The following is a 22,285-nucleotide window of genomic DNA, read 5'->3' on the forward strand; positions in this document are numbered from 1 at the left end:
GGCACCTCCGCTCAAGGGCTGTCCGGCAGCGGCCGGTACGGGGCTACTGCGGTAAAGCGCGGCCCGGGCAGCGTCACTGCGACGACATGGGCACCGGCCATGCCCTGGCGTTTGCCGGGGCCGAAGCCCAATGCCGGGGTCAAACCGGTGTCGACATCGTGCAGGCCTTCCAGGGCGGCCACCAGCTGTTCGCGGCTGGCATCGCGGCCAATCTGCTTCAGGGCTTCGGACAACAACTTCAAGGCACACAAGGTGTTGACCTGCAGCGACGCCTGGCGTGGGTCGAGGCCCTGGCGCTGTTGCAGGCCGGCCAGGGTTGCCATGCCCTGCTCGCTCCAGTCGTCCGGCACGAACGGATAGGCCAGGAACACCCGCTGCGACCACTGCGCAGGCATGCCGGCCACGGCTGCCGCCACCTGGCTGGAGGCCGCGAACAGGTAAGGCTCACGACCCTCGGCCTGGAGCGCCTGGGCCAGCGCGGCAAAGGCCTGGGCGCGGCCGACGAAGACGATGCCCGGCCCTTCCACGGCCTGGCCGTCAAACGCCTGGATCGCTGGCGGTGCCCAGCCTTGCTGGCGCAAACGCTCGCGCACTTGTTCGGCCAATGCCGCCTGCTCGTTGCCGGCGTACACCACACGCAAGCCATCGGGCGCCAGGCCCAGGCTGCTCCTGGCATGTTCGGCCAGACTCAGCAATTGGTCAGCAATACCTGGCATGGGGTCGAAAATCTGTGAACTGCCACCGCTGCGTGGCGTGCTGCCGATCAACGGCACACCCCGTTGTTCGAGCAGTGTCGGCAGTTGCTGATCGAGCATGGGCGCCAGCGGCGCGATCAGCGTGAAGACCTGGTCCTGGTCGAGCAAGCGATGCAAGGCGCGCTCGGCACTGGCCTGGTCGGTGCCGGTGTCGGCCACCAGCAGTTCCAGGCGCCGGCCATGAATGCCGCCCTGCTGGTTGATCTGCGCCACGCCATCCTCCAGTACGGCACGCACGACATGCCCGGCGTCTGCCAACGGGCCATTGACGGGCAGCAAGGTGCCCAGGCGTAGTACGCCTTCTTCCACGCCGGGGTCGCGTTCCTCGCCCAGGCGTTTGAGGTAGGCCGTGAGGTTGCGCTGGTCAGCCAGGGTCAGTTCGAAGCGCGGCATGGCGGGGTCCAGCCGCTGATCCGCCGGATCGATGCCGTGCTGGATCGCGCGGGCCAGCGTGCCGTCGTTGTAGGGCGGGTAGCTGCGATTGTTGCTTTGCCGCTCACCCTGGCCCAGTGCCAGGCGCTGCCAGTCGAGGCTGGGTGGGCGTACCCCGCCCTCGGCGCGCCCGCGCCCGTCGCTGCCGTGACAGCTGGCGCAGGGCAGCACGCTGGCGGGGACGCTGATGTCGCTGGCGCCGACCCGGGCCATCAGCTGTGCGTCGCTGCTCGATACCCCTTGCCGGTACAGGCGCTTGCCGGCCTGTTCATTCGGGGTAAGGTCGAGCGCCAGCGCCGGGCCACAGAGGGCCAGGCTCATCAGCACTGCCCAGGGTTTCATGGCTCAGCGCCCGGCCAGCGGTTGAGCCAGCAGCTGCATGCGCTGGGCGATGGCCGCGGGCGGTGCATCCGGGCGGATCTTGCTCCAGCGCTTGCCGGCCACGTCACCGGCAATCAACTGGGTCGAATGCTGCTCGGGGCTGGGCAGGAACTGGCCGATGCGCCCCAGCACCAGGTCGACATCGGCCTTGTCGCCGGTGAGGAACAGCCAGTTGGCGCTGTCCACGCCTTGCTTCTCGGCAAAGGCCTTGAGCGCTGCCGGAGTGTCGTTGAGTGGGTCGCTGCTGATCGACACGAAGGTCACCTGGCTGGCCAGCTCCGGCCCCATGGCGTCACGCACGTCACGCAGCTTGCGGGTGATCAGCGGGCAGGCGTCGGTGCAGTGGGTGAAGATCACGTTGAGCATCACCACCTTGTCCTTGAGCACATCGCTGTAGAAGCGAAGTTCGCGGCCGTTCTGGTCATGGAGCACGGTATCGGTGAACCAGGTCTGCGCATCGCGGGTGCCGCCGCCGCTGGTCATGGTCGGCGGTGCCGGTTGCGGGCTGGGGCCCTCCGGCGCATGCCCCTCATGGGCGAATGCGACCGCGCTGAGGATCCACAGCACGGCCACCAGGGCCAGCCAATCGGTGCTGCGCATCGTGGTGTGGCGGGCTGCGTTGCTCATGGCTGCACCTCACTGTGTTCGGCGATGGCGGTGCTCTTGGCGTGCACGCGGCGGGCACTCAGGCGGTTGATTTCCTCGACCAGCACGGTTGGGTCGGTGAAGCCGTAGTAGCGGGTCCAATGGCCCGTGCGGCCATCACCCACCAGGATCAGCGGTGGATGCTGGCTGAGGTCGGCACTGAAGCTGCCGAGGCCCTTGAGGGTTTCTGTGATCGCGTACTGCGAGCCGGTCAGCCAGCTCCAGCCCGGGCCATGCTGGAAGGCCTTGGCGTAATTCTGCAGGCGCTTGGCGTCGTCACGCTGCGGGTCGACGCTGATCGACACCAGCTGGATCTCCTCGCCCACACGCCCGCCCAGTTGTTGCTGGACCTTGCCCATGATCGACGACACCACCGGGCACACCGTGGTGCAGCTGGTGTAGATGAAGCCCATGACCACCAGGTGCTCGCCCACCAGGTCGCGTTCCAGGCGCACCGGCATGCCATCCTGGTTGAGCAGCGAGACATCGGCAAAGCGCACGCTGGCCTTCTCCTGGTGCGCCGCTGGCGGCTGCCCGGCGTGGCCGTCGTGGTCATGGCCGGCATGGGCCAGGGCCAGGTTGCTGGCCAATGCCAGGCTCAGGGCAAGCAGCTGGAAAGAATGCTTGGCGTTCATCGCACATTCCTCACTTCGGTCTGGGAAGCTGTAGCCGCAGCGGCGGGCAGCACGCGCAGGCTGGTGTAGTTTTCTTCGGCGAACTTGCGCCCGAGCGATGGTGACTGCACATGCAGGTACCAGGCACCGGCTTCAGGCAAGGTCAGCGCCGCCTGGTACACACCCTCGCCCACCTCTACCAGCGGCAAGTTGCGCGGCAGCGACGAGGGCGCCAGGAAGTAGCGCAGGGTCAGGTCGTCCAGGCCTACCCGTGGCCGACCGTCGTCGCCGACGATGCGCACCTTGGCGGTGAACGCCGTCTGTTGTGGCATGGGCTGGTCGAGGCCGATGAACTCGGCATGCGCCCCCCGGCGCTTGTTCGCCTCCGGCGCGGCGGCCACCTCGGTGCTGAAGCAGTGGATGATCTGCGGCTGGTTGAGCAGGAAGGCCACATCGAACGTACCGGCCGCCGGCATTTTCACCGTCGAGCCATACACCCCGGGGGCCAGCTCGCGCAGGCTGCGGTCGATGACCAGGGTCGCGCGGGCCTGGTGGCCACGGTTGTTGTAGCCGGACATCGGGGCGTTCATGCCCTCGGCGTAGAAGTAGGTGGTGTTGTCCACCGGGTTGACCACGAATACCGAGTTGTCATCCCGCGACACCGACAACCCCTGGGCCAGTGGCAGGTCACCGGCCTGGCGTGGCGCCGCAGGGCCAGCTTCGAAGCCCTGCACGATCGGCTGGCGTCCTTCGCCCAGGCTGCTCAGGTTGATCATGCTGACCTTGGGCGAGGCCAGGCCGCGGATGTAGGCATAGCCTTTGGTGAAGGTCAGCTGGTACGGTTCGGCCGCCACCGGCACGCGGTGGATCAGCGTGTCGGTACTGGCGTCGATCACCAGGGCCTGGTTGTCCACGGTGTTGAGCACGATGCCCCAGCGGCCATCGCTGCTGAAGCGCATCGGCCCGAGGCCCTGCTCGGCCTTGACGATGTGGCGCAGCTGATGGCTGCGGGCATCGATCACCCGCACCGTACCTTCTTCACCGTCGGCCACGTAGACCGCCTGGGACAGCGCCGAGTAGGCCACCGACAACGGGTGCGGGCCGACCTCCAGGGTTTTCACCAGGCGCATCCCGGGGATGTCGATGATGCTCAGCGTGCCGCCGTCGCGGTTGCTGACAAAGGCATAGCGCGAGTCGGCGCTGAAGGCGATTTCGTGGTGCCCGGAGCCGGTGGCGAACGACTTCAGGGTACTGCGCGCGGGCACGTCGATTACCGTCACCCCGCCTTTGGCCGGGTCGCGGCTGTTGTTGCCGACCCACAGCCGGTGCTGGTCCGGCTGCAGGGCCACGCGCACCGGTGATTCGCCGGCATCCAGGGTCGCCACACGGGTGAAGGTCTCGGTATCGATCACTGCCACCTGGCCACGTTCCGGGATCGACACGAACACCTGCTTGTCATCCCCGGTTGCCGCCCAGTCCATGGGCCGGCCCGACAGCTCGATGCGCGCCAGGGTACTGGTAATGCCGCCCACCGAAACCGTCGGGTCGATCACGGTCAGGCTGGCGTCCTTGTTCAGCACCAGCAGGAAGTAGCTGTTCAGGTCCAGCAGCGGGCGGGCGCCGATGCTGCTCTTGAGAAACAGCGCAACACGGGCCTTGCAGCTCTGGTCGCGGTTGCCGCCTTCGAGCGGTGCCGCCTGCGCCGGGTCGATCCAGGCACCCGGCGCCATGCCCGACAGCGGCTGGCCGCTGGCCTGGTCGGTGACCTTGAAGCGGATGTTGGCAAAGGCCCCTTCACGCAGATCGTCGCCGGCCAATGGTCGCGCCTCGAACTCCACCGTCACGCCGTCGCGGCTGAGCCGGTGCAGGGCCTGCGGGTCGTCAGGCTCCTGCAGCAGTTCGCGCGGGTCGCACCAGAGCTTTTCATACGCCACGCCCAGGCCGATCAGCGCCACACCCAGCATCACCCCCAGTACCGCGGGCCGAGTCTTCTTGTTCTGGTTCATGCTCGCGCTCCCCTTCCCTTACTGGCCCGCGGCAGTTGCCGGCGGCAGGTCGTTGGTCACCCGCAGGATGCCCCACAGTCCCGAGAGGTTGCCGTAGGCGGCATAGTCGCGGAACAGGTAGTCACCCGGCACTGCGTTGGCGCCACCGGCACTGGGCAGCATGAAGCTGAAGTGCGCGGCTGGCAGCACGCTCTCCTGGGCGCCGATGTACATGGCCATCGGGTTGAAACCGAAGCGTACCGAGCCGATGCCAGGCAAGTTCGTCGGGTAACCGTCGAGATCGCTCTTCTCGGCCTGGTAGTTGTGCAGCGGCCACAGGTGACCATCGAGCTGGTAGGTGATGCCGCGGCTGCCACCGCTTGGCATCAGCACATGGCTGCGCACCGGCTGGCCAGGCTTGGCATACAGCACCGGGGTTTGCGGGTCGCCGCCGACCAGTGCGTTGCTGTAGGCCATATGGGCATTGGGCACGTCGGCTAAGCCGAAGCCATCGGCATGGCCGAACGGTGCGTCCGGCGCCAGGCCGAAGCGCAGCCACAGCGGCTCGGTCTTGTAGTTCAGCGCCATGTTGCCGTTGTCCTTCGGATCGCCCGGCACGCCATTGCCTTCGGTGGCAATGCCCTCCACCGGGCGGCCATCGGCCCAACGCATGTTCATCGAGCGTTGCCACACCGTGACCAGGTCGCGGTAGTCGGGCTGGCCGCTGACCTTCACCGTGGCCTGGGCGCGGCTGGCGCTGTCCTCGGTCCAGGTTGCGGTCTGCGGCAGAACGCTCATGCCGGCGACCAGGCCCTTCTGCGGCTGCTTGATGACATCCGCCGGGGTCAGGTTGAGGCCACCGAACTCGATCGCCGTGGTGTTGATGTTGTCCACCGTGCGGCCCAGTTGCAGCAGCGGCTTGCCTTCGCGCTCCAGGTGGCCGGCGTAGTACTGGTACACCCGGCTCGGGTAGGCGCCGCTGTTGCCCGCCCGGGGTGGCACGGTCTGCACCGGGTTGGCACCGACGTTGACGCCGTCCGACTTGGTGATGTCGTAGGCCAGCAGCTGCGCATGCAGGCCGACATGGCTGGACGGCCGCATCAGGTTGTTGTTGAAGGCGGTTGAGCCTTCGCTGTCGAAGCGGTCGCGCTTGACCACGTTCTGCATCACCGCCGTGCTCGGCAAGTCGGGCATCACCTGCGGCAGGCGGTTTTCCAGGGTGATGCTGATGCAGTCGCCGGCATTGGCACGCAGCACCAACGGCTCCACCGGGACGCCAGCCTTGAGCTTGCCGGTGGCCGGGTCGAGGTCGGCCTTGCGCACGTACAGCACGGCCGTCGGGTCATGCAACGGCGCGCTGTGGCCGCCGACGGTGAAGGTGGTGCCGTCTTCCTCGTCGACCACCGTCACCTGCGGGATGCGCGTGTTGCGGCTGTTGAACACCAGGGTGCCACCATTGGCCTTGAGCGGGCCGCCGACATGCTGGCCGATACCGGCCGGGTCGTTGATGCTGACGCCGGTGCGGTTCTCGAGGATGTCGTTGGCCAGTGCGGCGACGATCTCGTAGCTGCGCTTGACCGTAGGGCGGGTGCCGATGCCATTGGCGTTGGCCGTGGTTTTCGGGCAGATGCCGTCGAAGTTGACCGTGTTGCGCATGGCCACCGGTTGCGGGTTGTTCGGCAACGGGAACAGGTCGGCGCGCTGCGCGGTGTAGTTGCGCATCACGCCCCAGATGCCGTTCCAGTAGCCCTCCAGGGCCGCATCCATGCTGTACAGATAGTCACCGTTGGTGGCCGCGGAGCTGGAGATCATCGACACCGGCGCCATGAAGCCCATCTGCTCGGAAATGCCGATCATCTGCGAGGCCTTCCAGCCCGAGTTGGAGCTGTTGCCAAAGCCGGAGCCGTTCTGCAGCCACTTCACGCCGTGCAGGGTGACGTTGTGCTCCTCTTCATGGCCACCGGCGTGCAGACGCAGGCGCACGTTGTCGCCGGAATAGGTACGCAGCATGGGCGTGAACGGGTCACCCGGCTCGCTGCCGGCCTTGTTGATGTGGGGTGGGAACAACGTGGTGCCGCCGGTTGGCCCGACCGCCGAAGTGATCGCCGAAGGCGCCAGGTTCATGGCCGGGATCGCCCGGTCGGTGCGGCTCTGCAGGGCGTAGCCCAGGTCGCCGCCGAGGCCGTCGGCCTGCATGCCGCGCTTGCCGTCCGGGCCGACCTTGTTCGGGTCGAACACGCGCAGGGCCAGCGGCTCGTTGCGGTAGTTGACGACGAACATGCCGGGGTCATCCACCGAAATGGCCTGCGGGCATGGCCGGCTGGGGCAACCTGGGCTCAAGCCGCCACGGGATTCGACCACCGACTCGAGCAAGTTGGCGGCCTTCTGCCGCACAGGCGGGTTGATGGCGTAGCGGAAGCTGTCTGCGGTGGCCGGATAGGCCTGGCCGTTGGGCACGCCATCCGGGCCGGCGCCGACGTACACGCCCGCTTCATAGGCATGCTGGAAGTCGCTGTACTCCAGGAAGAACTCGCGGTAGCTGTCGTTCTTGCCGTCGCCGTCATGGTCGCCGGTCTGGATCACCGCCTGCCACGACGTCGGGCCGCCGTCCTGGCGGGCGCCTGGGTTGTACAGCTTCTCGCCGGTTTCGGCGTGGTACCAGGTGGAACCGGCCGGCTCGGCCAGCACGGTGGCGTACAGCCCCAGTTGCTGGTGGGTCGATGGGCCGAGGTGGTCGTGGGTGAAGATGGTGCCCAGGCCCCGGTCGACGTTATGCACGTTGACCAGCGGGTCGGCGAACCAGCGTTGCATGGCGGTGCGCGCGCCCAGCCAGTCGGCCCGGCCGAAGCGGCCGAAGTACGGGTGCTGTCTGGCTCTCGGGCAGGCGGCCGTGCCATCGCGGGCATCGCCCTCGGTGCAGCCGTTGAAGCTGCGAATCGCCTGCACCCGTTCCACCACGCTGCCGGGTGAGAGAATGCCGTCTTCGTAGTTCCAGCCATTGGCCGAACCGTCGGCGGCGGTCAGGTCCCACTTCGGCAGGTGGATATGCTGGCCGATCACATCGGTCGGCGTGCGTACCTGATAGTCGTCCATCTCGTAGTACGACGGGATCAGGTTGGTGTGGGTGTACATCGTGCAGTCGAAGGTGTTCATGCGCATCACCAGCGGCTCAGGCGGGCGCTGCTTGGTGATCACTGGCCAGGCATCTTCCCAGAGCGCGAGGATGCGCGCCTGCGGGAAGTGGTAGCCAACCTTGTTGTACACCGCATCGAACTGGATGTTGGCGCCCTTGTAGATACGCGGGCGGTCAGCGGTGAAGGTGGACGCGCCACGGAAGTTCATGCCGGTGAGGCTTTCACCGCTGAAGAACTCGCCTACGCCCGAGGACTGGGTCAGGCGCTTGCCGCGGTCGTCCATGCAGGGTTCGTAGAAAGGTGCACCTGCGGTCGGCAGCGCGCCGTTGGTCCGAAATGCCTTGGCCACCGGCTGGCTGCCGGGGATCAGCGCGTAGCTGGCGTGTTCGGCCTTGGCGTGGAACTGCATGGCGGCCTGTTCGACATCGGTGCCCTCTTCAGGCAGGTAGATCGGCCTGGCCTTGTGCACCACCTTGGAGAAGTCGAGCTTGGTGGTGGTGGTCACCGCTTCACCGCCGGCTGACACCCCATCCAGCGCGTGGCGACCGAGGCCACCGTCCCAACCGTCGACCTGGTTCGGGTCGAGGTTGGCCCACAGGGCCTTGCCACTTTCCTTCAACTGCTTGGCCAGGGCCGGATCGAGCATGTCCAGTGGCGGGGTTGGCGGGCGGTTGCCGACGCTGCTTTCCATGCCGCCGATCCAGAACGGGTAGCCGGGGTTCTTCAAGCTGCCGTCGGCATTGCGGTTGGCTTCGCTACGGTCGACCAGGGCCAGCGAGCCGACCGCCTTGGGCGCGGCGGGCTCGTGGGCGTGGTCATCGTCGCCCTCCACTTCGGGCGCCTCATCGTCATTGGCGGCCACCTGCTCGGTGGCGAGCTTGGGTATCACCACCACCTTGCCTGGCATCGGTGCCATGGCCTTGCCAGGCAACGGGACGATGGCCGGGATCGGCGTACCGGCGACGATCTCGCCATCGGGCAAGGCCCGCGCGCCGACGGCAGGCTTGCCACTGCGCAAGGCGAACGGGGTGCTGTGGTAGCCATTCTGGCCTTGCCCGCTGACTTCCAGGCGGGTGCCTTCCTCGAACACGTCGTGCACCCGCCACATGGCCCACATGCCCTGGGCGAAGTGCGGATAGAAGTGGCAGTGGTAGATGGCATCGCCAGCCACGCGGTTGCGGTTGCCTGCGCCGCCATTGGCAATTTCGTAGGTATAGCCGATGCCCGGCCCGATGCCCTGGGCATCGATGTAGTCGGAGTTGTCATCGTTGGGGTTGAACAACCACTGATGCCCATGCAGGTGGAAGATGTGCTGCTCGTGGCCGTTGTGGGTGTTGCGGAACTTGGTGAAGTCGCCGATGTAGCTGTGGTGTACGTTGGCCGGCTCTGCCGGGTACAGGGCCATGCTGGCCTTGACCCCGGTGGCGCTGGCCGGCGGCACTTCACCGGGGCGGATGTGCTCCAGGCCGACGTTGGCCGGCACATCGACCAGGGTGCCGATATCGCCCACGGTGTGCGCGCTAAGGAAGAACTCCTCGTAGGCGCACGACAGGCAGTCATGCATCGGCCCGACGCCCAGGCGGTTGGCCACCACTTCAGCGCCCATGCCGCCCGAACCGTAGTTGATCATGAACGAATCGCGGGTCGGCTCCAGCACATGGCCCATCACCGGGTCGGCCCAGTAGCCCGGGAAGGCCTGGGTGGCGGCCACTTCGTCGGCGAACTGCGAGGCGAAATCGCGGAACGCCTCGAGGCGGTTGGGCAGTGCCGGGTTGCGCTTGCCGATGCTCTCCAGCGGATAGGTGGTCTTGGGGAAACTGCCATCGGGGTTGGGGCCCATGACGATGGCATCGGTTTCGCTGTTGAGGATCTCATTGCCATTGATCATGGCAACGATCGGCTTGCCGGCCTTGCCCTCACTCAGCCAAGGCTCGGTTTGAGGGTAGCGTGCCTCATAGTCGATTACGGGTTGGCCAGTGGCGGCGCGGCCAGTGGTGGCCAGGCGCATTTCTTCTTCGGTGAGGGTGTTGCGGTAGGTTCGCCCACCTTTGGGGACAACCACCACCTGGCCGAACAGCCCGTTGGCAACGTTGCCGGCGCCACCTTGGCCGCCGAAGGTCGCGCCTTGACTGGTGGCGGCGAACGCACCTTCACGTTCGGCAAACAGGGTGTAGCTGCGGGTGTTGCCGGGAGCCACCAGGAAATTGCCGTTGCGGCCGGTGTTGGCGGCGATGTCTCCGATGCTGTTGACCGCCTGCATGCCGTTGACCTGGAAGCCGACGTGGCGGTCGGTCACCTGTTCATCGGCAACGAAGTGTTCACCGCCCTCGTTCTCGACTTCGGTTTCCGGGCCCTCGCCTTCTTCAGGCTCGATCCCGTGCTTGTTGGGGTTGGCCTTGTAGTCGAGCAGGTTGGTCAGGTTGACCGTCAGGCAGTCACCAGCGGCCACCCGCAGTACGATCGGCCGCGGGCGCTTGTCGGGGCGCAGGGTGACCTTGCCCGGCACTGCCGCGCCGCCCTTGCTCAGCGGCACCTGGTGGTCGTCCACCACGTCCTCGCGCAGGGCGAACATCATGCCGTTGGCGTTCTGCGCGCCCAGGCGGTTGAACATCAGCGGCTGATCCAGCGCCACCACGTTGGCCACCAGGGTGCGCTGACACTGCACGGCGGCCTCGGCGGGCGCTTCCCAGCCAAACAAGGCCAGGACGAATGACGTCAGGACGGGGCCTTTGTACGGGGTCGACATGCTGCACCTCCGGGACACAGGAACACTGCGAAGAGGGCAGCAAGGTGTGTGCCATAAGGGAATGGCGTTTAATTTCAGCTAGTTAAGAAGAGAAACGGAACCGATTGGGGAGGATTACCCATGGGAATTCCCCGAAATTGGGGATGATAGGCATTGGCGTTTCGGGGGATATGCTGGGTAGGTTCTTGCGTGGGCTAGCACTCAGCAAATCTCTCCGTTTTATATTAAAAAGTTCGCTTGGCGAATATTCCTACAGCGTTTTAGGAACAGCCAAACTGCTCTGAGAATTGATTCCTCGTTAGTGTTCAGGCTCATCTTGATCGAGCCTGAAATCACCCATGAGCATCACTCAAGACATTGCCAATGCAGTCGCTGAAGTCGACTTTCTTCTCACCCCCTGCAAAGCCTGCCAACGTCAGGGCCTGCCCATCCTCCCCCTGCGCCGCGCCGTGGTCCCCGATACCCACCCCGCCAGCGACCCCGCCACGCAAACCCGGATGGGCCTGCGCACCTTGCGCAGCGGTTACCTCTATGTGCTGCTCGACCAGCGCATCTGGCACGCCTACGAAGTCACCGCGCAAGGCCACCTGCGCCGTTTCAATCCCTACGAGCCAAACCCGGGACCACCGCCGTCGCTGCCCGAGCGCTGCATGCATGAAGACCACGACATCCCCTCGTCCTTCCTCAATATCGACACCGACACCTACGGCACGGCCTGGCTGGCCTTCTCCAGCGATCCCTGGCCGGTCAGCGTGCTGCAGGCCTACAAAACTGGCCAGGCGCCTGTGCATCGCTTCGAGGGCCTGGACCTGATCCAGGCGCGCAAACACCCCGAACTGCTGGGCTTGGCCATGACTCCTGACAACCTTCAGGTCGACCGCCAGGTGTTCGAATATGCGCAGCAGTTGAACGGCCCGTTCGACAGCGCCCATGGTTTCCATAGCCGCTTCCTACGCAAGTTCGCCTTGCGCGGTTACCTGACCAACGCTATCGCTCGGCACCAGCTGGAAAACGGCGTGCTGGCGGTGGTACTCGACGACACCGTCGGCCTGATCCAGGAGTACAACCACCAGCGCCTGAACTGGCTGGTCAAGCGCCAGGCCTGGCGCGAAGACCCGCTGCGCGCCTATCAGCTGCAGACGTCGCAGATCCTGCAGATCATCCGTGCTACTCAGCGTGAGTGGGCGGCGCAAAAGGTACCTTCGACGTTCGAGCCACAGACTGGCGACGGGCCACCGGTGTTCGTCGATCCTGAGAAAGAGCGTCAGCGCATGGTCGAGGAGGCCCAGCTAGAAAGCGATAAGAAGCTCGAGGAACGCTACGACGAACCTCGGCGCGCGGCGTTCCAAGCGGAGTATGAACAAGAGGAGACCCGGTTCCAGGCCTTCATCGACCGTCATGCCGGTAGCTACGCACAACTCTGCGAGAGCGCGGCCTTCGTCCTCATCGAGCGGCACGACTATGATGGCCGGGACCGCGAATCGGGCATCTCCTACAGCAAGACTATCGCTGCGTGCCTGGCCGGTGGCATCACCGAAGCGCCGTCCACCAATCCTGCGCCAGCACCAGGCACCAGCGAAGCGCTATGGCTGAAATGGCTGCAAGACCCGAACAGTCCACCCTACCGCGCCCTGCTGCTGCGCGACCAAGCATTGCTGGCCGCGCTGATACCCAGCTTCTCGTCGACCGAGCCGACCCACTGGAACGACAGCGAAAAACTCTACTCCGCCCTGAGCAAGTTCATCACCAGTGAAGACTTCGGCCTACAGATGCGCGATTCGCTCAAGCAGGCCATCACCGAGCTGCAGGGCGCGGTCAATGCCGCCAGCCTGCGCCTGCAGGCGCAGCTCGACCCCGGCATCCAGCACGTCGTACGCCACCTGAACAGTGCCAGCCAACGGGTTTACAACGGCGTGCACCTGATCGAGCTGCAGGTGCAGATGAAGCTGGGCGAGTACTACGCCTTGCAGAGCGCGCACCTGCGTGAATTGCAGAACCGCGCCAGCGAGAAACTGGCCAAGGCGCGGGCAGCGATGATGCCAGACCTCGAAGAGGTTAAGGCCGGTATTTTCAAACCGATGGCCAAGGTCAAGCCGATCATCCAGACCGGGCTGCTGAGCCTTGCGGTACTCGAGCCGAAGACTGCACACCAGGTGATCCCGGTCAGCGTCTGGGTCGAGGGTACGGCGTACGAGGTGCATGAGCGTTTGGCCAAGGAAGTGAAGCTTAATGTCAATCAGCTGAATGACGCCGCACAGATGGCGTTGGTGGAGATCAAGGTGGCAGCGGGAACGCTGGAACTGGATGCCCGAAAGACCCTGAACGGCATGAGGATCAGTGCGGGGCAAGCATCTCAGTTAGTGCGCGATAGTTTCACCGGACTGCGAGGAACGGGAAAAGGTTGGGAATTGCTGCTTTCGTTGGGTGGGCTGTATTTGCTAAATGACAGCCTTGGGAAGAACCTGCAGAAAGCGGAGCAAGAGATCGGCCCGAAGTCCAGTGAAGCCATGATGGCCCTGTATGGATCCAGCTTAGCGGTCCTTGGCGGAGGCATAGAGTTTTTTGGGTTTTTGATACCTTATAAGGCAGGTGCAAAAAACAAACTATCTGTTGGCCGCACAGTCGCTAGCATCGGTGCTACGGTCAGCGCTATAGCAGGATTTTTCGACACCTTGCAGGCCTATCTCGGAGCTAAACGTAGCTTTATCGTCGGTGACAATAGTTCATTCAAATGGTACACAGGTGCAGTCTTCACCGGTCTATTTGCAACCGGAGCAGCGATCGCAGCGGTATTTCACCCACTTATAATAGGCCCATTGGGGATTGCCATAATACTCAGCCTTACTACATCAATCTTAATAAAAATCGCCGAAAACAACGAATCAAATCCAATAGAAAAATGGGTAAAACGCTGTTATTTCGGCAGCGCCAACGAGTCTCCTCGCATTCACTGGAATTCCCCCAATCATGCGGACGTTGCTTTTTCAGAATTGAATGCAGCGACCTTGGGCCTAGCTGGAGGATTGACATTTAAAACAGCTAAAGCAGAGTCAGCAACAACATCAAAAATAGGTGGACTGGTGGCCATCGAAACAAAAACAACCCTAAAATTCCGCCTCACGCTACCTCAGTTCATTGAAGACCAATCCAGTTATCATTGGTCAATTGCAATTCACCGTGCAAAGGATGGCACTCCGGCTAATTTTTCGGGAGGAGAAATAATAGCTGATAGTTCTCATCATACCCTTGCCACACAAACGAGAACTTCAAGATTGAGCGAGCTGACTCCATCAACCCCTCCTAAAATCCCAGACTACCTAAAAGAAAGCCTAACAATCAGCAGGGCTAAACATCAAACTAACAAACAAAACACCTCCTATTCTTACGAAGAATTTACAGGAGCGATAGAACTCACCCCCCAAATCGGGAGACACAACATTATAGCTGCAACATTATCAGTGGCTTACTGGCCGGACCGCAACATCCCGGAAGCTTTCGCCGAACTTTTGATACAGGAGGACAATGAATGACATTGCCATATCGCGGTCTTGGATGGCGATACGACCTGCCCTCCATTGATAAACTGCCACTCCAACAGGATGCAAAATGCAATCTAGATCCACCTCCAAACAAAGTTCACCAAACCTACATTGAGCTACCCAGATCATTGCTGAGAGCCAGAGGGGTAGGCATAGTACTTGCCACGCTAGCGATCTTGCTAGGCATAGCAACTTTTATTAGCGCATCAATCCTCCATTTTATTTTAGGCGGGAAATTCGACCCAGAATATTCAGCCATATTGATAGCAATACTTGCCGGAGCAATTTTCTTATTTACCCCCTACATTCGCTTAGAATTACAGCTCCCACGAGACGAACCCGTCCGCTTCAACAGGCAGCGGCGAAAAGTCTATTTCTATCAATATAGGCTCGATAGACTTCGCCCCTTCAGCCGCAATAACTGGGGCGTTAAACCCATCGCTTACGACTGGGACGACCTTACTGCTGAGGTTTATCGCTTTTATGCTCCTTTAGGTTATGGGGGTTATAAAGAAGAGGTTAGAATATCCGTTAGAAAGCCCGGTACTGAGGAAGTGATCGACCGAGTATTCTTCACCGATGACATTGAAACCGGTAAGCAATATTGGGCCATTGCCAGGCTCTTCATGCATGAGGGAGCACAAGCCCTCCCCGATTTCGTCCACCCGCCTTGGGACTGGAACGAGGGCATTTACTCCAACCCTTTCGATCAACGCGCCCCCAAAGTCCAATGGCCCGCCGATATGGACCTCGAATCCCGCAGTGCCCCTGCCCCAGGAGAACAACCATGAAACCTGTGATACTCGTCGGCCACTCCCATACCTGTCCGACCGACAGCAAGTGCGTCGTCGAGAATGAAGGGATCACCATTCGCCCCTTCGTCGGCACACCCGACAAATCCCGTGAAACAAGTTGAACATCTGCCTCCAGTAAGCTTCCAAAAGATGTTACGTGCCATCCTTTTGCCAGGAGCCTGCCGCCCATGCCCATCCAGCCTTCCCTGCTGTGCCAACGCCCAGGAGCCCAGCGGCCATGAAGATGCCCGGCCGCGCGCCCAACGCCAACCTGCAGCTCGACTACGTGCGCGACACTTTGTTTGGGCCGGTGGCCCTGAGCGTGGAATGCCAGTGCCAGCTCGCCCCGCTCAACCTGCAGGGTCGCCCTGCCCTGCGCCTGCATATCTGCCCTCCCTTGCCGGACAAGGTCGAGCGAGCCCATAGCGTGGCATTCGTGTGGGACGGGCGTAGTTATCATGGCGTGGTCCGCGATCAAGGCAAATGCGGCGATGGCGGCCTGAACCTGCTGCTGGAGCTGCAATAAGCCGATCAACGGCGGCGCTCCGGGCTGAACCTGACGCAAACGGCACCTCTCCATAACTACAAGGCCCAGCCTTCTGGAGAACGCCATGAACAGCCCGTTGCTCAAGCTCTTCACCCACCCCGCCGACGCGTGGATCGACATCCGCCGCGCCGAGGAAGACCACCCGCAACAATACCTGCCGCGCCTGTTGGCGCTGGCCCTGATCCCTGCCCTGTGCCTGTTCGTCGGCACCACCACCTTCGGCTGGAGCCTGGCCGCTGAAGACCGCGTGCGCCTGAGCATGGCCAGCGCCGCGCAACTGGCCGGACTGCTGTATGCCACTACGGTGGTCGGGGTGATGCTGATGGGGGTGATGATCCGCTGGATGTCGCGCGGCTTCGATGCGCAACCGACGCTCAATCAATGCATCGGCTTCGCTGCCTATTGCGCCACCCCGTGGTTCTTTGCCGGCGTGTTCGGCCTGGTGCCGGTGCGCTGGCTGGCACTGCTGGCACTGGTCGCTGCTTCAGCTTACGCCACGGTGTTGCTGTACGGCGGCTTGCAGACCTTCCTGCGCTTGCGCAAGGAGCAGGCCATGCTGTTTGCCAGCTGCGTGTGGGGGGTGGGATTGCTGTTGCTGGTGACCATCCTGGTGTCGATGATCCTGTTCTGGAGCAACGGCCTGATGCCGGAATACGTGCGCCCGGCCAGCCTCGGCTGACCGGTGCACTTCAGGTGCTCAGGCGATGGCCCTGAGCGCCGCCGGGTGGGTGTCTCGCAGGGCATGCAGCTGGCCGACCAGGTTCACCAGGTCGCGGCAACTGTTCAAGCTCTGCAGTGAGACCCCGGAGAGGGTCACGCCCTCCTCCAGGCTTTGCCCCTGACCCAGGCGGATGGTCAGGGTGGTGCCGTCCGGGCAGCTGACTTCGCAGCGGTCGGGCAGGCAGGCCTGCTCGATGATCTGCCGCATTTCCAGCATCGAAACTCCTATCAACGACATGGTACGACCCTCTCTGTACTGGATGGCCTATTGTGGGAGTACGCCTTTGGCAGGCAGGGTGCCAATTGATATTGCGCATGCCCAAGCGGGCGTCCATGCGCCGGGGCAATGATCGTGCGGAGGAATCATTTAGCACCTTAGTGGAAGAACGATGATCGGCCTCGCCTGTTCGATCGAATGCTGGCACTTCGCGACAGGCGGTCGCCGAACCGCCCTATTTGTCCCCCAGGGACGCCCATAGATGCTGTGCGGCATAGGCGCGCCACGGGCGCCAGGCCAGGGCGCGTTCGACCAGTCTGGCGTCGGGCCCTTCCAGCAGGCGCAGGGCCTTGACCAACGCCACATCACCCACCGGCATCGCGTCACCGGCGCCCGCCTGGCGCAGCGCCAGGTAATGGGCGCTCCAGGGGCCGATGCCTTTCAGCCGGCAGAGGTTGGCCACTAGCGGCTCCAGTGCCTGGCCCTTTCGCAGCAGTTTCGGCTGTGCCAGAAGTGCTCGCGCCAGCGTACCCAGGGTGGCAGCACGTGCACGTGGCATGCCGAGGTTTTCCAGGTCGGCGTTGGCGAGCACGTTCGACGTTGGGAAGACATGGGTCAGGCCTTCGGCCGGTAGACAGAGCGGCTGGCCATGACGCGCCACCAGGCGTCCGGCCAGGGTCATGGCACCCGCTACGCTGATCTGCTGGCCAAGCACCGTGCGCATGGCTTGCTCGCAGGCGTCCCAGCCCTGGGGGACGCGCAAGCCCGGGCGGGCGGCGAGCAGTTTGGCCATCAAGGGGTCGCGGCACAGTTCGGCGGCGATGCGTGTGGGGTTGGCGTCGAGGTCGTAGACGCGGCGAATGCGGGCGATCAAGCTCGGGACAGCTGAGGCAGGCACGCCGCTGAGCTGGATTAACAGGCGGTTACCACTGGCGGGCCGGGCTTCGAGGACACCGTGTTTGCCAGCCACGGGGAAACTGCGGCGATAGGTGCCAGCGCTGAAGGTTTCGATGCCGGGGATGCAGCGGGCGGCCAGGAAGGTCTGGGTCGAAGGCCAGTGGTAGGGCGTGGGGTAGCGCAGCCACAACGTGTGCTGGCCGGAGGCATTGAACGAGCGGTGAACGGCGTGCAGTCGGGACAGAGGCATTGCTGCATCATGCCAAGATTTGCAGGGTTTGTACCGGCCTCTTCGCGGGTAAACCCGCTCCCACAGGGACCGCACAGATTTCAAAGCCTGTGCAGTATCTGTGGGAGCGGGTTTACCCGCGAAGAGGCCGGTACAGGCAATCAATGATCCAGGCCAGCCCCCTCGCCTGCCATCTGCCCAAAGCGCCCGGCATGGAAATCATCGAACGACTCGGCAATCTCCGCCTGGCTGTTCATCACGAACGGACCATAACCAACGATAGGCTCATCGATCGGCTCACCGCTGAGCAGCAGCAGGCTGGTGCCTTCGAGCGCTTCGATCGCCACATCCTCACCACCGCGCTCCAGCAACACCAGGCTGGCTGGACCGGCTTCGCGCTCGCCGTTGACCCGCACGCTACCGCGCAACACCACCAGTGCAGCATTGTGGCCGTCGACGATCGGCAGTTGCAGGCTGGCACCCGCCTTCAGGCGCAGGTCCCATACATCCATCGGGGTAAAGGTCCGCGCCGGGCCAGCATGCCCCTGATAAGCACCGGCGATTACCCGCAGGCTGCCCGCATCGCCTTCCAGTTGCACCACGGGGATATCCGTCGACAGCAGCGTCTGGTACCCGGCAGCCGCTCGCTTGTCACGCCCCGGCAGGTTGACCCACAGCTGCACCATCTCCAGCGTGCCGCCCGTACGGGCGAACGCCGGGGAATGGAACTCTTCATGGATGATGCCGTTGGCGGCCGTCATCCACTGCACGTCACCCGGGCCGATCAGGCCGCCGGCACCCGTGGAATCGCGGTGTTCCAGCTCGCCCTGATAGACGATGGTCACGGTTTCGAAGCCACGGTGCGGGTGCTGGCCAACACCGCGACGGTCGCGAGTCGAGGTGAAATCGTGCGGGCCGGCATAGTCCAGCAGCAGGAACGGGCTGATCTTGCTGGCCAGGTTGTCGTAGGTGAACAGGCTGCGCACAGGGAAACCATCACCCACCCAATGGGCATGGGGGCTGCGGTGGATACCCAGGATCTTTTTCATGAGAAGTCTCCTCTCTAAGCTGGGTTAACCTTACCAATGAGCCCAATAAGCCGGTAGACGGCTGAAATAGCACTGATCGTCCTACAAATGGAACAGCCGTTCACGCTTGCAGGTAATCGAACACCTTCTGCGCGGCCATCTCCGGGTCTTCCTGCATGAAGCAGTGCCCACCGGGGACCTGAACAGCGTTCACCGCCGGGTTAAGGCTGGCCAGGCGCTGCACCGAGTGGGGCACGAAGGGATAGGTGTGTTCGCCAAAGAGCACCAGGGTAGGCACCTGGATGGCCGCCAGCTGCGCCCACATGCGCGACGGGAACGAGCTGAAGATCTCCACCTCGCGGCTGGGCCGGCACTTGAGCACCACGCCTTCGCCGCAATCACCGATCGCGTGCTCGACATACGCCTGCAGTGCCGCGTCGGTCCAGCCCTTGAAGATGCCACGCCCGTGCAGCGATGCCCGCGCCGCCTCACGGTCCGGCCAATGGCTGCGTCGGCTGCCAGCCTTGCGCGCCAGGGCATGTCGGCGGTGCAGGCCGACCAGCGCAGCCGCGCCCATCACGCCGATCATGCGCCGGCTGAACAGCACCGGGTCGAGCAATACGGCACGGGCGAACAAGCCCGGCTGGCTGGCCAGCATCAAACCGGTCAGGACGCCACCGAAGCTATGCCCCACTGCGTAACGGGGAACCTCGCCATATTCCCCACGGCCGGCCTCGAAGGCCTCCACCGCCAGCGCAGCGGTCCGGTTCCAACCACGGAATTCACCGCCATGGTCGCTGTCACCATGGCCCTGCACATCGCAGAGCCACAGATCGAAATGTTCACTCAGGCTCAGCAGCAACGGCTGGTAGGCCAGGCAGCAAAAGCCATTACCGTGCAGGAAATGCAGCAGCGGCTTGCCGCTGGCTGGCGAACGCCAGCCACGCAAGGTGAAGCCTTCGGAGCTGTCAAAGGACCAGGGAATCAACTGCATCGGCTTGCTGTACTCATGGGTTCATGAAAACGCCGATTCTACAAACAGCAACGGGTAGAGTGAAATCACCAGCAGCAAGGCCATCAGGACATTGAACAGCATCAGCCAGCGCGGGTTCTGCAGCAGGTTGCGCAGAGCGCTGCCAAACATCACCCAGATGCCGACGCTGGGCAGGTTGACCAGGGCGAACAGCGCCGCAATCACCACCACATTCATCACATAACCCTGGGCCGGCGTGTAGGTGGTGATCGCCCCCACCGCCATCACCCAGGCCTTGGGGTTGACCCACTGGAATGCCGCAGCGCCCCAGAACCCCAGCGGCTTGCGCGCGCTCGGCGAGTCGCCGCCGAGCGGCCCTGAGGTGGCGATCTTCCAGGCCAGGTACAGCAAGTAGGCCGCACCGGTATAACGCAACACGGTGTACAGCGCCGGCCAGGCCTTGAACACCTCGCCCAGGCCCAGGCCCACCGACAGCACCATGACCATGAAGCCGACGCTGATGCCCAGGGCATGCGGGATCGATCGGCGCACGCCGAAGTTCACGCCTGAGGCCAGCAGCATGGTGTTGTTGGGCCCCGGAGTGATCGAGGAAACGAAGGCAAACAGCACGAAGGCGGTCAGCAGGTCGGCAGAGGCAAGCATGGCAGGCATTCCAGAATCGTTGCAGGTGCTGTCACACTAACGGAGTCGCCCTGCCCTACGACCGGTACAGTTGCATTAAATTATGCAGATACACATCACTGTACCGTTTATCAAAAACCAAGGAAGCCCCTGCATGAGCCTGACCATCCGCCCCGCCGTTCGCACCGATGCCGCGCAGATTCTTGCCTATATCACCGAGCTGGCCGAGTACGAGCGCGCCCGCCACGAAGTGGTCGCCACCTTGGCCGATATCGAGGGCAGCCTGTTCGATGAAGGCAGCACCGTGCACAGCCTGATCTGCGAGCGCGACGGCAAGGCCATCGGCTTTGCCGTGTATTTCTACAGCTATTCGACCTGGCAGGGCCGCAACGGTATCTACCTGGAAGACCTGTACATCACCCCCGAGCAGCGTGGCGGTGGCGCAGGTCGGGATGTGCTGCGGCACATCGCGCGCGAGGCCGTGGCCAAAGGGTGCGGGCGCTTCGAGTGGAGTGTGCTGGACTGGAACGAGCCAGCGATCGGCTTCTACCAGTCGCTGGGGGCAGAGCCGCAGGATGAATGGGTGCGCTACCGGCTCGATGGCGACAGGTTGTTGGCGTTTGCCAAGGGCTGAACCTCAAACTGCGCCGGGCGTGGCGCGCACCCGGCGCATCACCACGACTACCAGCAGTACGTTGGTCAGCGCCAGCAGGCACAGCGTCAGTAACACCCCCATCGAGCCAAAGTGCTCGAACAGAAAGCCCCCCACCACCGGCGTGAGCGCCTGCCCGATCAGCGAAGGCCGCGACATGCGCCCCATCAGCAGCACATATTGCGCGGGGGGCATCATTGCCAGCGGCAGCAGCCCGCGTACGATCGCCCGCAGGCCATTGCCGCAGCCGAACACCAGCAAGCCCACCGCCGTGGCTGCCGGGACAAAGGTCACCATCAGCAACCCGATCAACACCAGGCTCACCCAGGCCAGGGCGGTCCAGATCGGGTGGCGCTTGCCCGCCAGGATCTGCAGCACCCGCGACGCCACCTGGCTGGGCCCGAGCATCGCCGCCAGGCCGATGGCCACCGGCAGCGAATGCCCCAACCCCTGCAGCACGGCCACCAGCTGCACGGCGATGGTGGTCATGATGATCGCGCCGATGGCGAACATGCTGGTCAGCAGCAGGTACAGCGGGCGGTCCACACCGACCGCGTCGCCTTGTGCCTGCGCCTTGACCGGCACCTCGACCCGACCGCCCGCCGGCAGCACCCGCCAGTACAACGGCGCCACCACCACGATCAGCACCAGCGCATAACACACGCACGTCGCCCGCCAGCCGAAATGTTCGATGGCCAGGGCCACGGTCGGCCAGGACAGGGTCGAGGCGAACCCGGCGATCAGGGTGATGCCGGTGATGGCCTTGCCCGCGCCTTCGCCATACAACCCGCCGAGGGTGGCGAACAGCGCTTCATACAAGCCCATGGCCATGCCGATGCCGATCACCGCCCAGGCCAGCAGGAACAGGCCAAGGTTGTGGCTGGCGGCCATGATCAGCAGCCCCACCGCCACCACCGCGCCGCTGGCGGCCATTTGCGGGCGGCCGCCGTAGCGGGCAACCAGCCGGCTGGACAACGGGGCCAGCAGCGCCGAAACCATCAGGCTCAGGGACAGCGCGCCGTAGACCCATTGGCTGGGCCAGCCGGTGTCGCGGCTGATCGGGTCGGCCATCACCGCCATGAGGAAGAACGAGCCGCCCCAGACCAGGATTTGCAGCACGCCGAGGAGGACGATGCCGAGGGGGCCGGGCAGGCGGTGGTAGGTGTGCAAGGTGGGGCCTATTTCAGTCGCTGGGCGGGGGTGTCTGCACTGGCCTCTTCGCGGGCACGCCCGCTCCCACAGGGACCGCACTTCTTTCAGAGCTTGTGCAGTACCTGTGGGAGCGGGCGTGCCCGCGAAGAGGCCAGTGCAGACACCCCCGCCCAGCGACTGAAATAGGCCCCACCTTGCACACC

General features: G+C 63.8%; 16 protein-coding genes. 5 read left to right on the plus strand and 11 right to left on the minus strand.

Annotated elements, in window-relative coordinates:
• Positions 1-11: 11 nt before the first annotated feature.
• Genes J7573_RS18525 through mnxG form a run of 5 tightly spaced genes read right to left on the minus strand, consistent with a single transcriptional unit; the run spans position 12 to position 10,692 of the window.
• Positions 12-1,529, minus strand: a complete 1,518-nt coding sequence (locus J7573_RS18525) for an ABC transporter substrate-binding protein (protein WP_294338452.1) — start codon at positions 1,527-1,529, stop codon at positions 12-14.
• A 3-nt stretch (positions 1,530-1,532) separates the two neighbouring features.
• Positions 1,533-2,168: an SCO family protein gene (locus J7573_RS18530; RefSeq protein WP_294338472.1), complete on the minus strand. Its 636-nt coding sequence runs from the start codon at positions 2,166-2,168 to the stop codon at positions 1,533-1,535.
• A gap of 23 nt (positions 2,169-2,191) precedes the next feature.
• Positions 2,192-2,848 (minus strand): SCO family protein, encoded by a 657-nt coding sequence (locus J7573_RS18535; RefSeq protein WP_294338453.1) that lies wholly within the window; start codon positions 2,846-2,848, stop codon positions 2,192-2,194.
• Positions 2,845-4,833, minus strand: a complete 1,989-nt coding sequence (locus J7573_RS18540; protein ID WP_294338456.1) for a cytochrome D1 domain-containing protein — start codon at positions 4,831-4,833, stop codon at positions 2,845-2,847. Before J7573_RS18540 ends, J7573_RS18535 begins: the two co-directional genes overlap by 4 nt.
• 18 nt (positions 4,834-4,851) lie before the next feature.
• Positions 4,852-10,692: a manganese-oxidizing multicopper oxidase MnxG gene (mnxG, locus tag J7573_RS18545; protein WP_294338457.1), complete on the minus strand. Its 5,841-nt coding sequence runs from the start codon at positions 10,690-10,692 to the stop codon at positions 4,852-4,854.
• Between the two features lie 338 nt (positions 10,693-11,030).
• Between mnxG and J7573_RS18550 the strand changes: the two genes are divergently transcribed.
• The 4 genes from J7573_RS18550 (at position 11,031) to J7573_RS18565 (ending at position 16,251) form a co-directional block, all read left to right on the plus strand.
• Positions 11,031-14,222, plus strand: a complete 3,192-nt coding sequence (locus J7573_RS18550; protein WP_294338459.1) for a T6SS effector BTH_I2691 family protein — start codon at positions 11,031-11,033, stop codon at positions 14,220-14,222.
• Positions 14,219-15,022 (plus strand): DUF6708 domain-containing protein, encoded by an 804-nt coding sequence (locus J7573_RS18555; RefSeq protein ID WP_294338460.1) that lies wholly within the window; start codon positions 14,219-14,221, stop codon positions 15,020-15,022. The genes J7573_RS18550 and J7573_RS18555 overlap by 4 nt, the downstream gene beginning before the upstream one ends.
• 241 nt (positions 15,023-15,263) lie before the next feature.
• Positions 15,264-15,551: a hypothetical protein gene (locus J7573_RS18560; protein WP_294338462.1), complete on the plus strand. Its 288-nt coding sequence runs from the start codon at positions 15,264-15,266 to the stop codon at positions 15,549-15,551.
• 85 nt (positions 15,552-15,636) lie between these two features.
• Positions 15,637-16,251 carry a Yip1 family protein gene (locus J7573_RS18565; RefSeq protein ID WP_294338463.1) on the plus strand — a complete coding sequence of 205 codons (615 nt, stop codon included), beginning with the start codon at positions 15,637-15,639 and terminating at the stop codon, positions 16,249-16,251.
• An 18-nt stretch (positions 16,252-16,269) separates the two neighbouring features.
• Here the strand turns inward: J7573_RS18565 and J7573_RS18570 are convergent, their stop codons facing one another.
• The 5 genes from J7573_RS18570 to J7573_RS18590 all read right to left on the minus strand — a co-directional run bounded on the left by J7573_RS18570 (position 16,270) and on the right by J7573_RS18590 (position 20,308).
• Positions 16,270-16,530: a DUF1652 domain-containing protein gene (locus J7573_RS18570; RefSeq protein ID WP_294338464.1), complete on the minus strand. Its 261-nt coding sequence runs from the start codon at positions 16,528-16,530 to the stop codon at positions 16,270-16,272.
• 214 nt (positions 16,531-16,744) lie between these two features.
• Positions 16,745-17,656, minus strand: a complete 912-nt coding sequence (locus tag J7573_RS18575) for an AlkA N-terminal domain-containing protein (RefSeq protein WP_294338466.1) — start codon at positions 17,654-17,656, stop codon at positions 16,745-16,747.
• 140 nt (positions 17,657-17,796) lie between these two features.
• On the minus strand, positions 17,797-18,684 hold the full coding sequence (locus J7573_RS18580) for a pirin family protein (protein WP_294338468.1): 888 nt from the start codon (positions 18,682-18,684) through the stop codon (positions 17,797-17,799).
• Positions 18,685-18,784: 100 nt separating this feature from the next.
• The gene (locus J7573_RS18585) at positions 18,785-19,657 is read right to left on the minus strand and encodes an alpha/beta hydrolase (protein WP_294338469.1); all 873 of its coding nucleotides are present in this window, start codon (positions 19,655-19,657) and stop codon (positions 18,785-18,787) included.
• Between the two features lie 21 nt (positions 19,658-19,678).
• Positions 19,679-20,308, minus strand: coding sequence for a LysE family translocator (locus J7573_RS18590; RefSeq protein WP_294338470.1), 630 nt, complete (start codon positions 20,306-20,308; stop codon positions 19,679-19,681).
• Positions 20,309-20,432: 124 nt separating this feature from the next.
• Here J7573_RS18590 and J7573_RS18595 point away from each other — a divergent pair, with 124 nt between their 5' ends.
• On the plus strand, positions 20,433-20,912 hold the full coding sequence (locus tag J7573_RS18595) for a GNAT family N-acetyltransferase (RefSeq protein ID WP_294338471.1): 480 nt from the start codon (positions 20,433-20,435) through the stop codon (positions 20,910-20,912).
• Between the two features lie 3 nt (positions 20,913-20,915).
• Here the strand turns inward: J7573_RS18595 and J7573_RS18600 are convergent, their stop codons facing one another.
• Entirely contained in the window at positions 20,916-22,049 is a 1,134-nt protein-coding gene (locus J7573_RS18600) for an MFS transporter (RefSeq protein ID WP_294338475.1), read from the minus strand.
• Positions 22,050-22,285 lie beyond the last annotated feature (236 nt).

This window comes from Pseudomonas sp., from assembly GCF_017744435.1.
Taxonomy (GTDB): Bacteria; Pseudomonadota; Gammaproteobacteria; order Pseudomonadales; family Pseudomonadaceae; genus Aquipseudomonas.

Excerpts from the sequence above, each read along its gene's own strand:
- J7573_RS18595 (WP_294338471.1), top strand. The coding sequence starts at position 20,433 with ATGAGCCTGACCATCCGCCCCGCCGTTCGCACCGATGCCGCGCAGATT.
- J7573_RS18530 (WP_294338472.1), bottom strand. The coding sequence starts at position 2,168 with ATGCGCAGCACCGATTGGCTGGCCCTGGTGGCCGTGCTGTGGATCCTC.
- J7573_RS18525 (WP_294338452.1), bottom strand. The coding sequence starts at position 1,529 with ATGAAACCCTGGGCAGTGCTGATGAGCCTGGCCCTCTGTGGCCCGGCG.
- J7573_RS18590 (WP_294338470.1), bottom strand. The coding sequence starts at position 20,308 with ATGCCTGCCATGCTTGCCTCTGCCGACCTGCTGACCGCCTTCGTGCTG.
- J7573_RS18550 (WP_294338459.1), top strand. The coding sequence starts at position 11,031 with ATGAGCATCACTCAAGACATTGCCAATGCAGTCGCTGAAGTCGACTTT.
- J7573_RS18570 (WP_294338464.1), bottom strand. The coding sequence starts at position 16,530 with ATGTCGTTGATAGGAGTTTCGATGCTGGAAATGCGGCAGATCATCGAG.
- J7573_RS18560 (WP_294338462.1), top strand. The coding sequence starts at position 15,264 with ATGAAGATGCCCGGCCGCGCGCCCAACGCCAACCTGCAGCTCGACTAC.
- J7573_RS18580 (WP_294338468.1), bottom strand. The coding sequence starts at position 18,684 with ATGAAAAAGATCCTGGGTATCCACCGCAGCCCCCATGCCCATTGGGTG.
- mnxG (WP_294338457.1), bottom strand. The coding sequence starts at position 10,692 with ATGTCGACCCCGTACAAAGGCCCCGTCCTGACGTCATTCGTCCTGGCC.
- J7573_RS18555 (WP_294338460.1), top strand. The coding sequence starts at position 14,219 with ATGACATTGCCATATCGCGGTCTTGGATGGCGATACGACCTGCCCTCC.
- J7573_RS18565 (WP_294338463.1), top strand. The coding sequence starts at position 15,637 with ATGAACAGCCCGTTGCTCAAGCTCTTCACCCACCCCGCCGACGCGTGG.
- J7573_RS18535 (WP_294338453.1), bottom strand. The coding sequence starts at position 2,848 with ATGAACGCCAAGCATTCTTTCCAGCTGCTTGCCCTGAGCCTGGCATTG.
- J7573_RS18575 (WP_294338466.1), bottom strand. The coding sequence starts at position 17,656 with ATGCCTCTGTCCCGACTGCACGCCGTTCACCGCTCGTTCAATGCCTCC.
- J7573_RS18585 (WP_294338469.1), bottom strand. The coding sequence starts at position 19,657 with ATGCAGTTGATTCCCTGGTCCTTTGACAGCTCCGAAGGCTTCACCTTG.
- J7573_RS18540 (WP_294338456.1), bottom strand. The coding sequence starts at position 4,833 with ATGAACCAGAACAAGAAGACTCGGCCCGCGGTACTGGGGGTGATGCTG.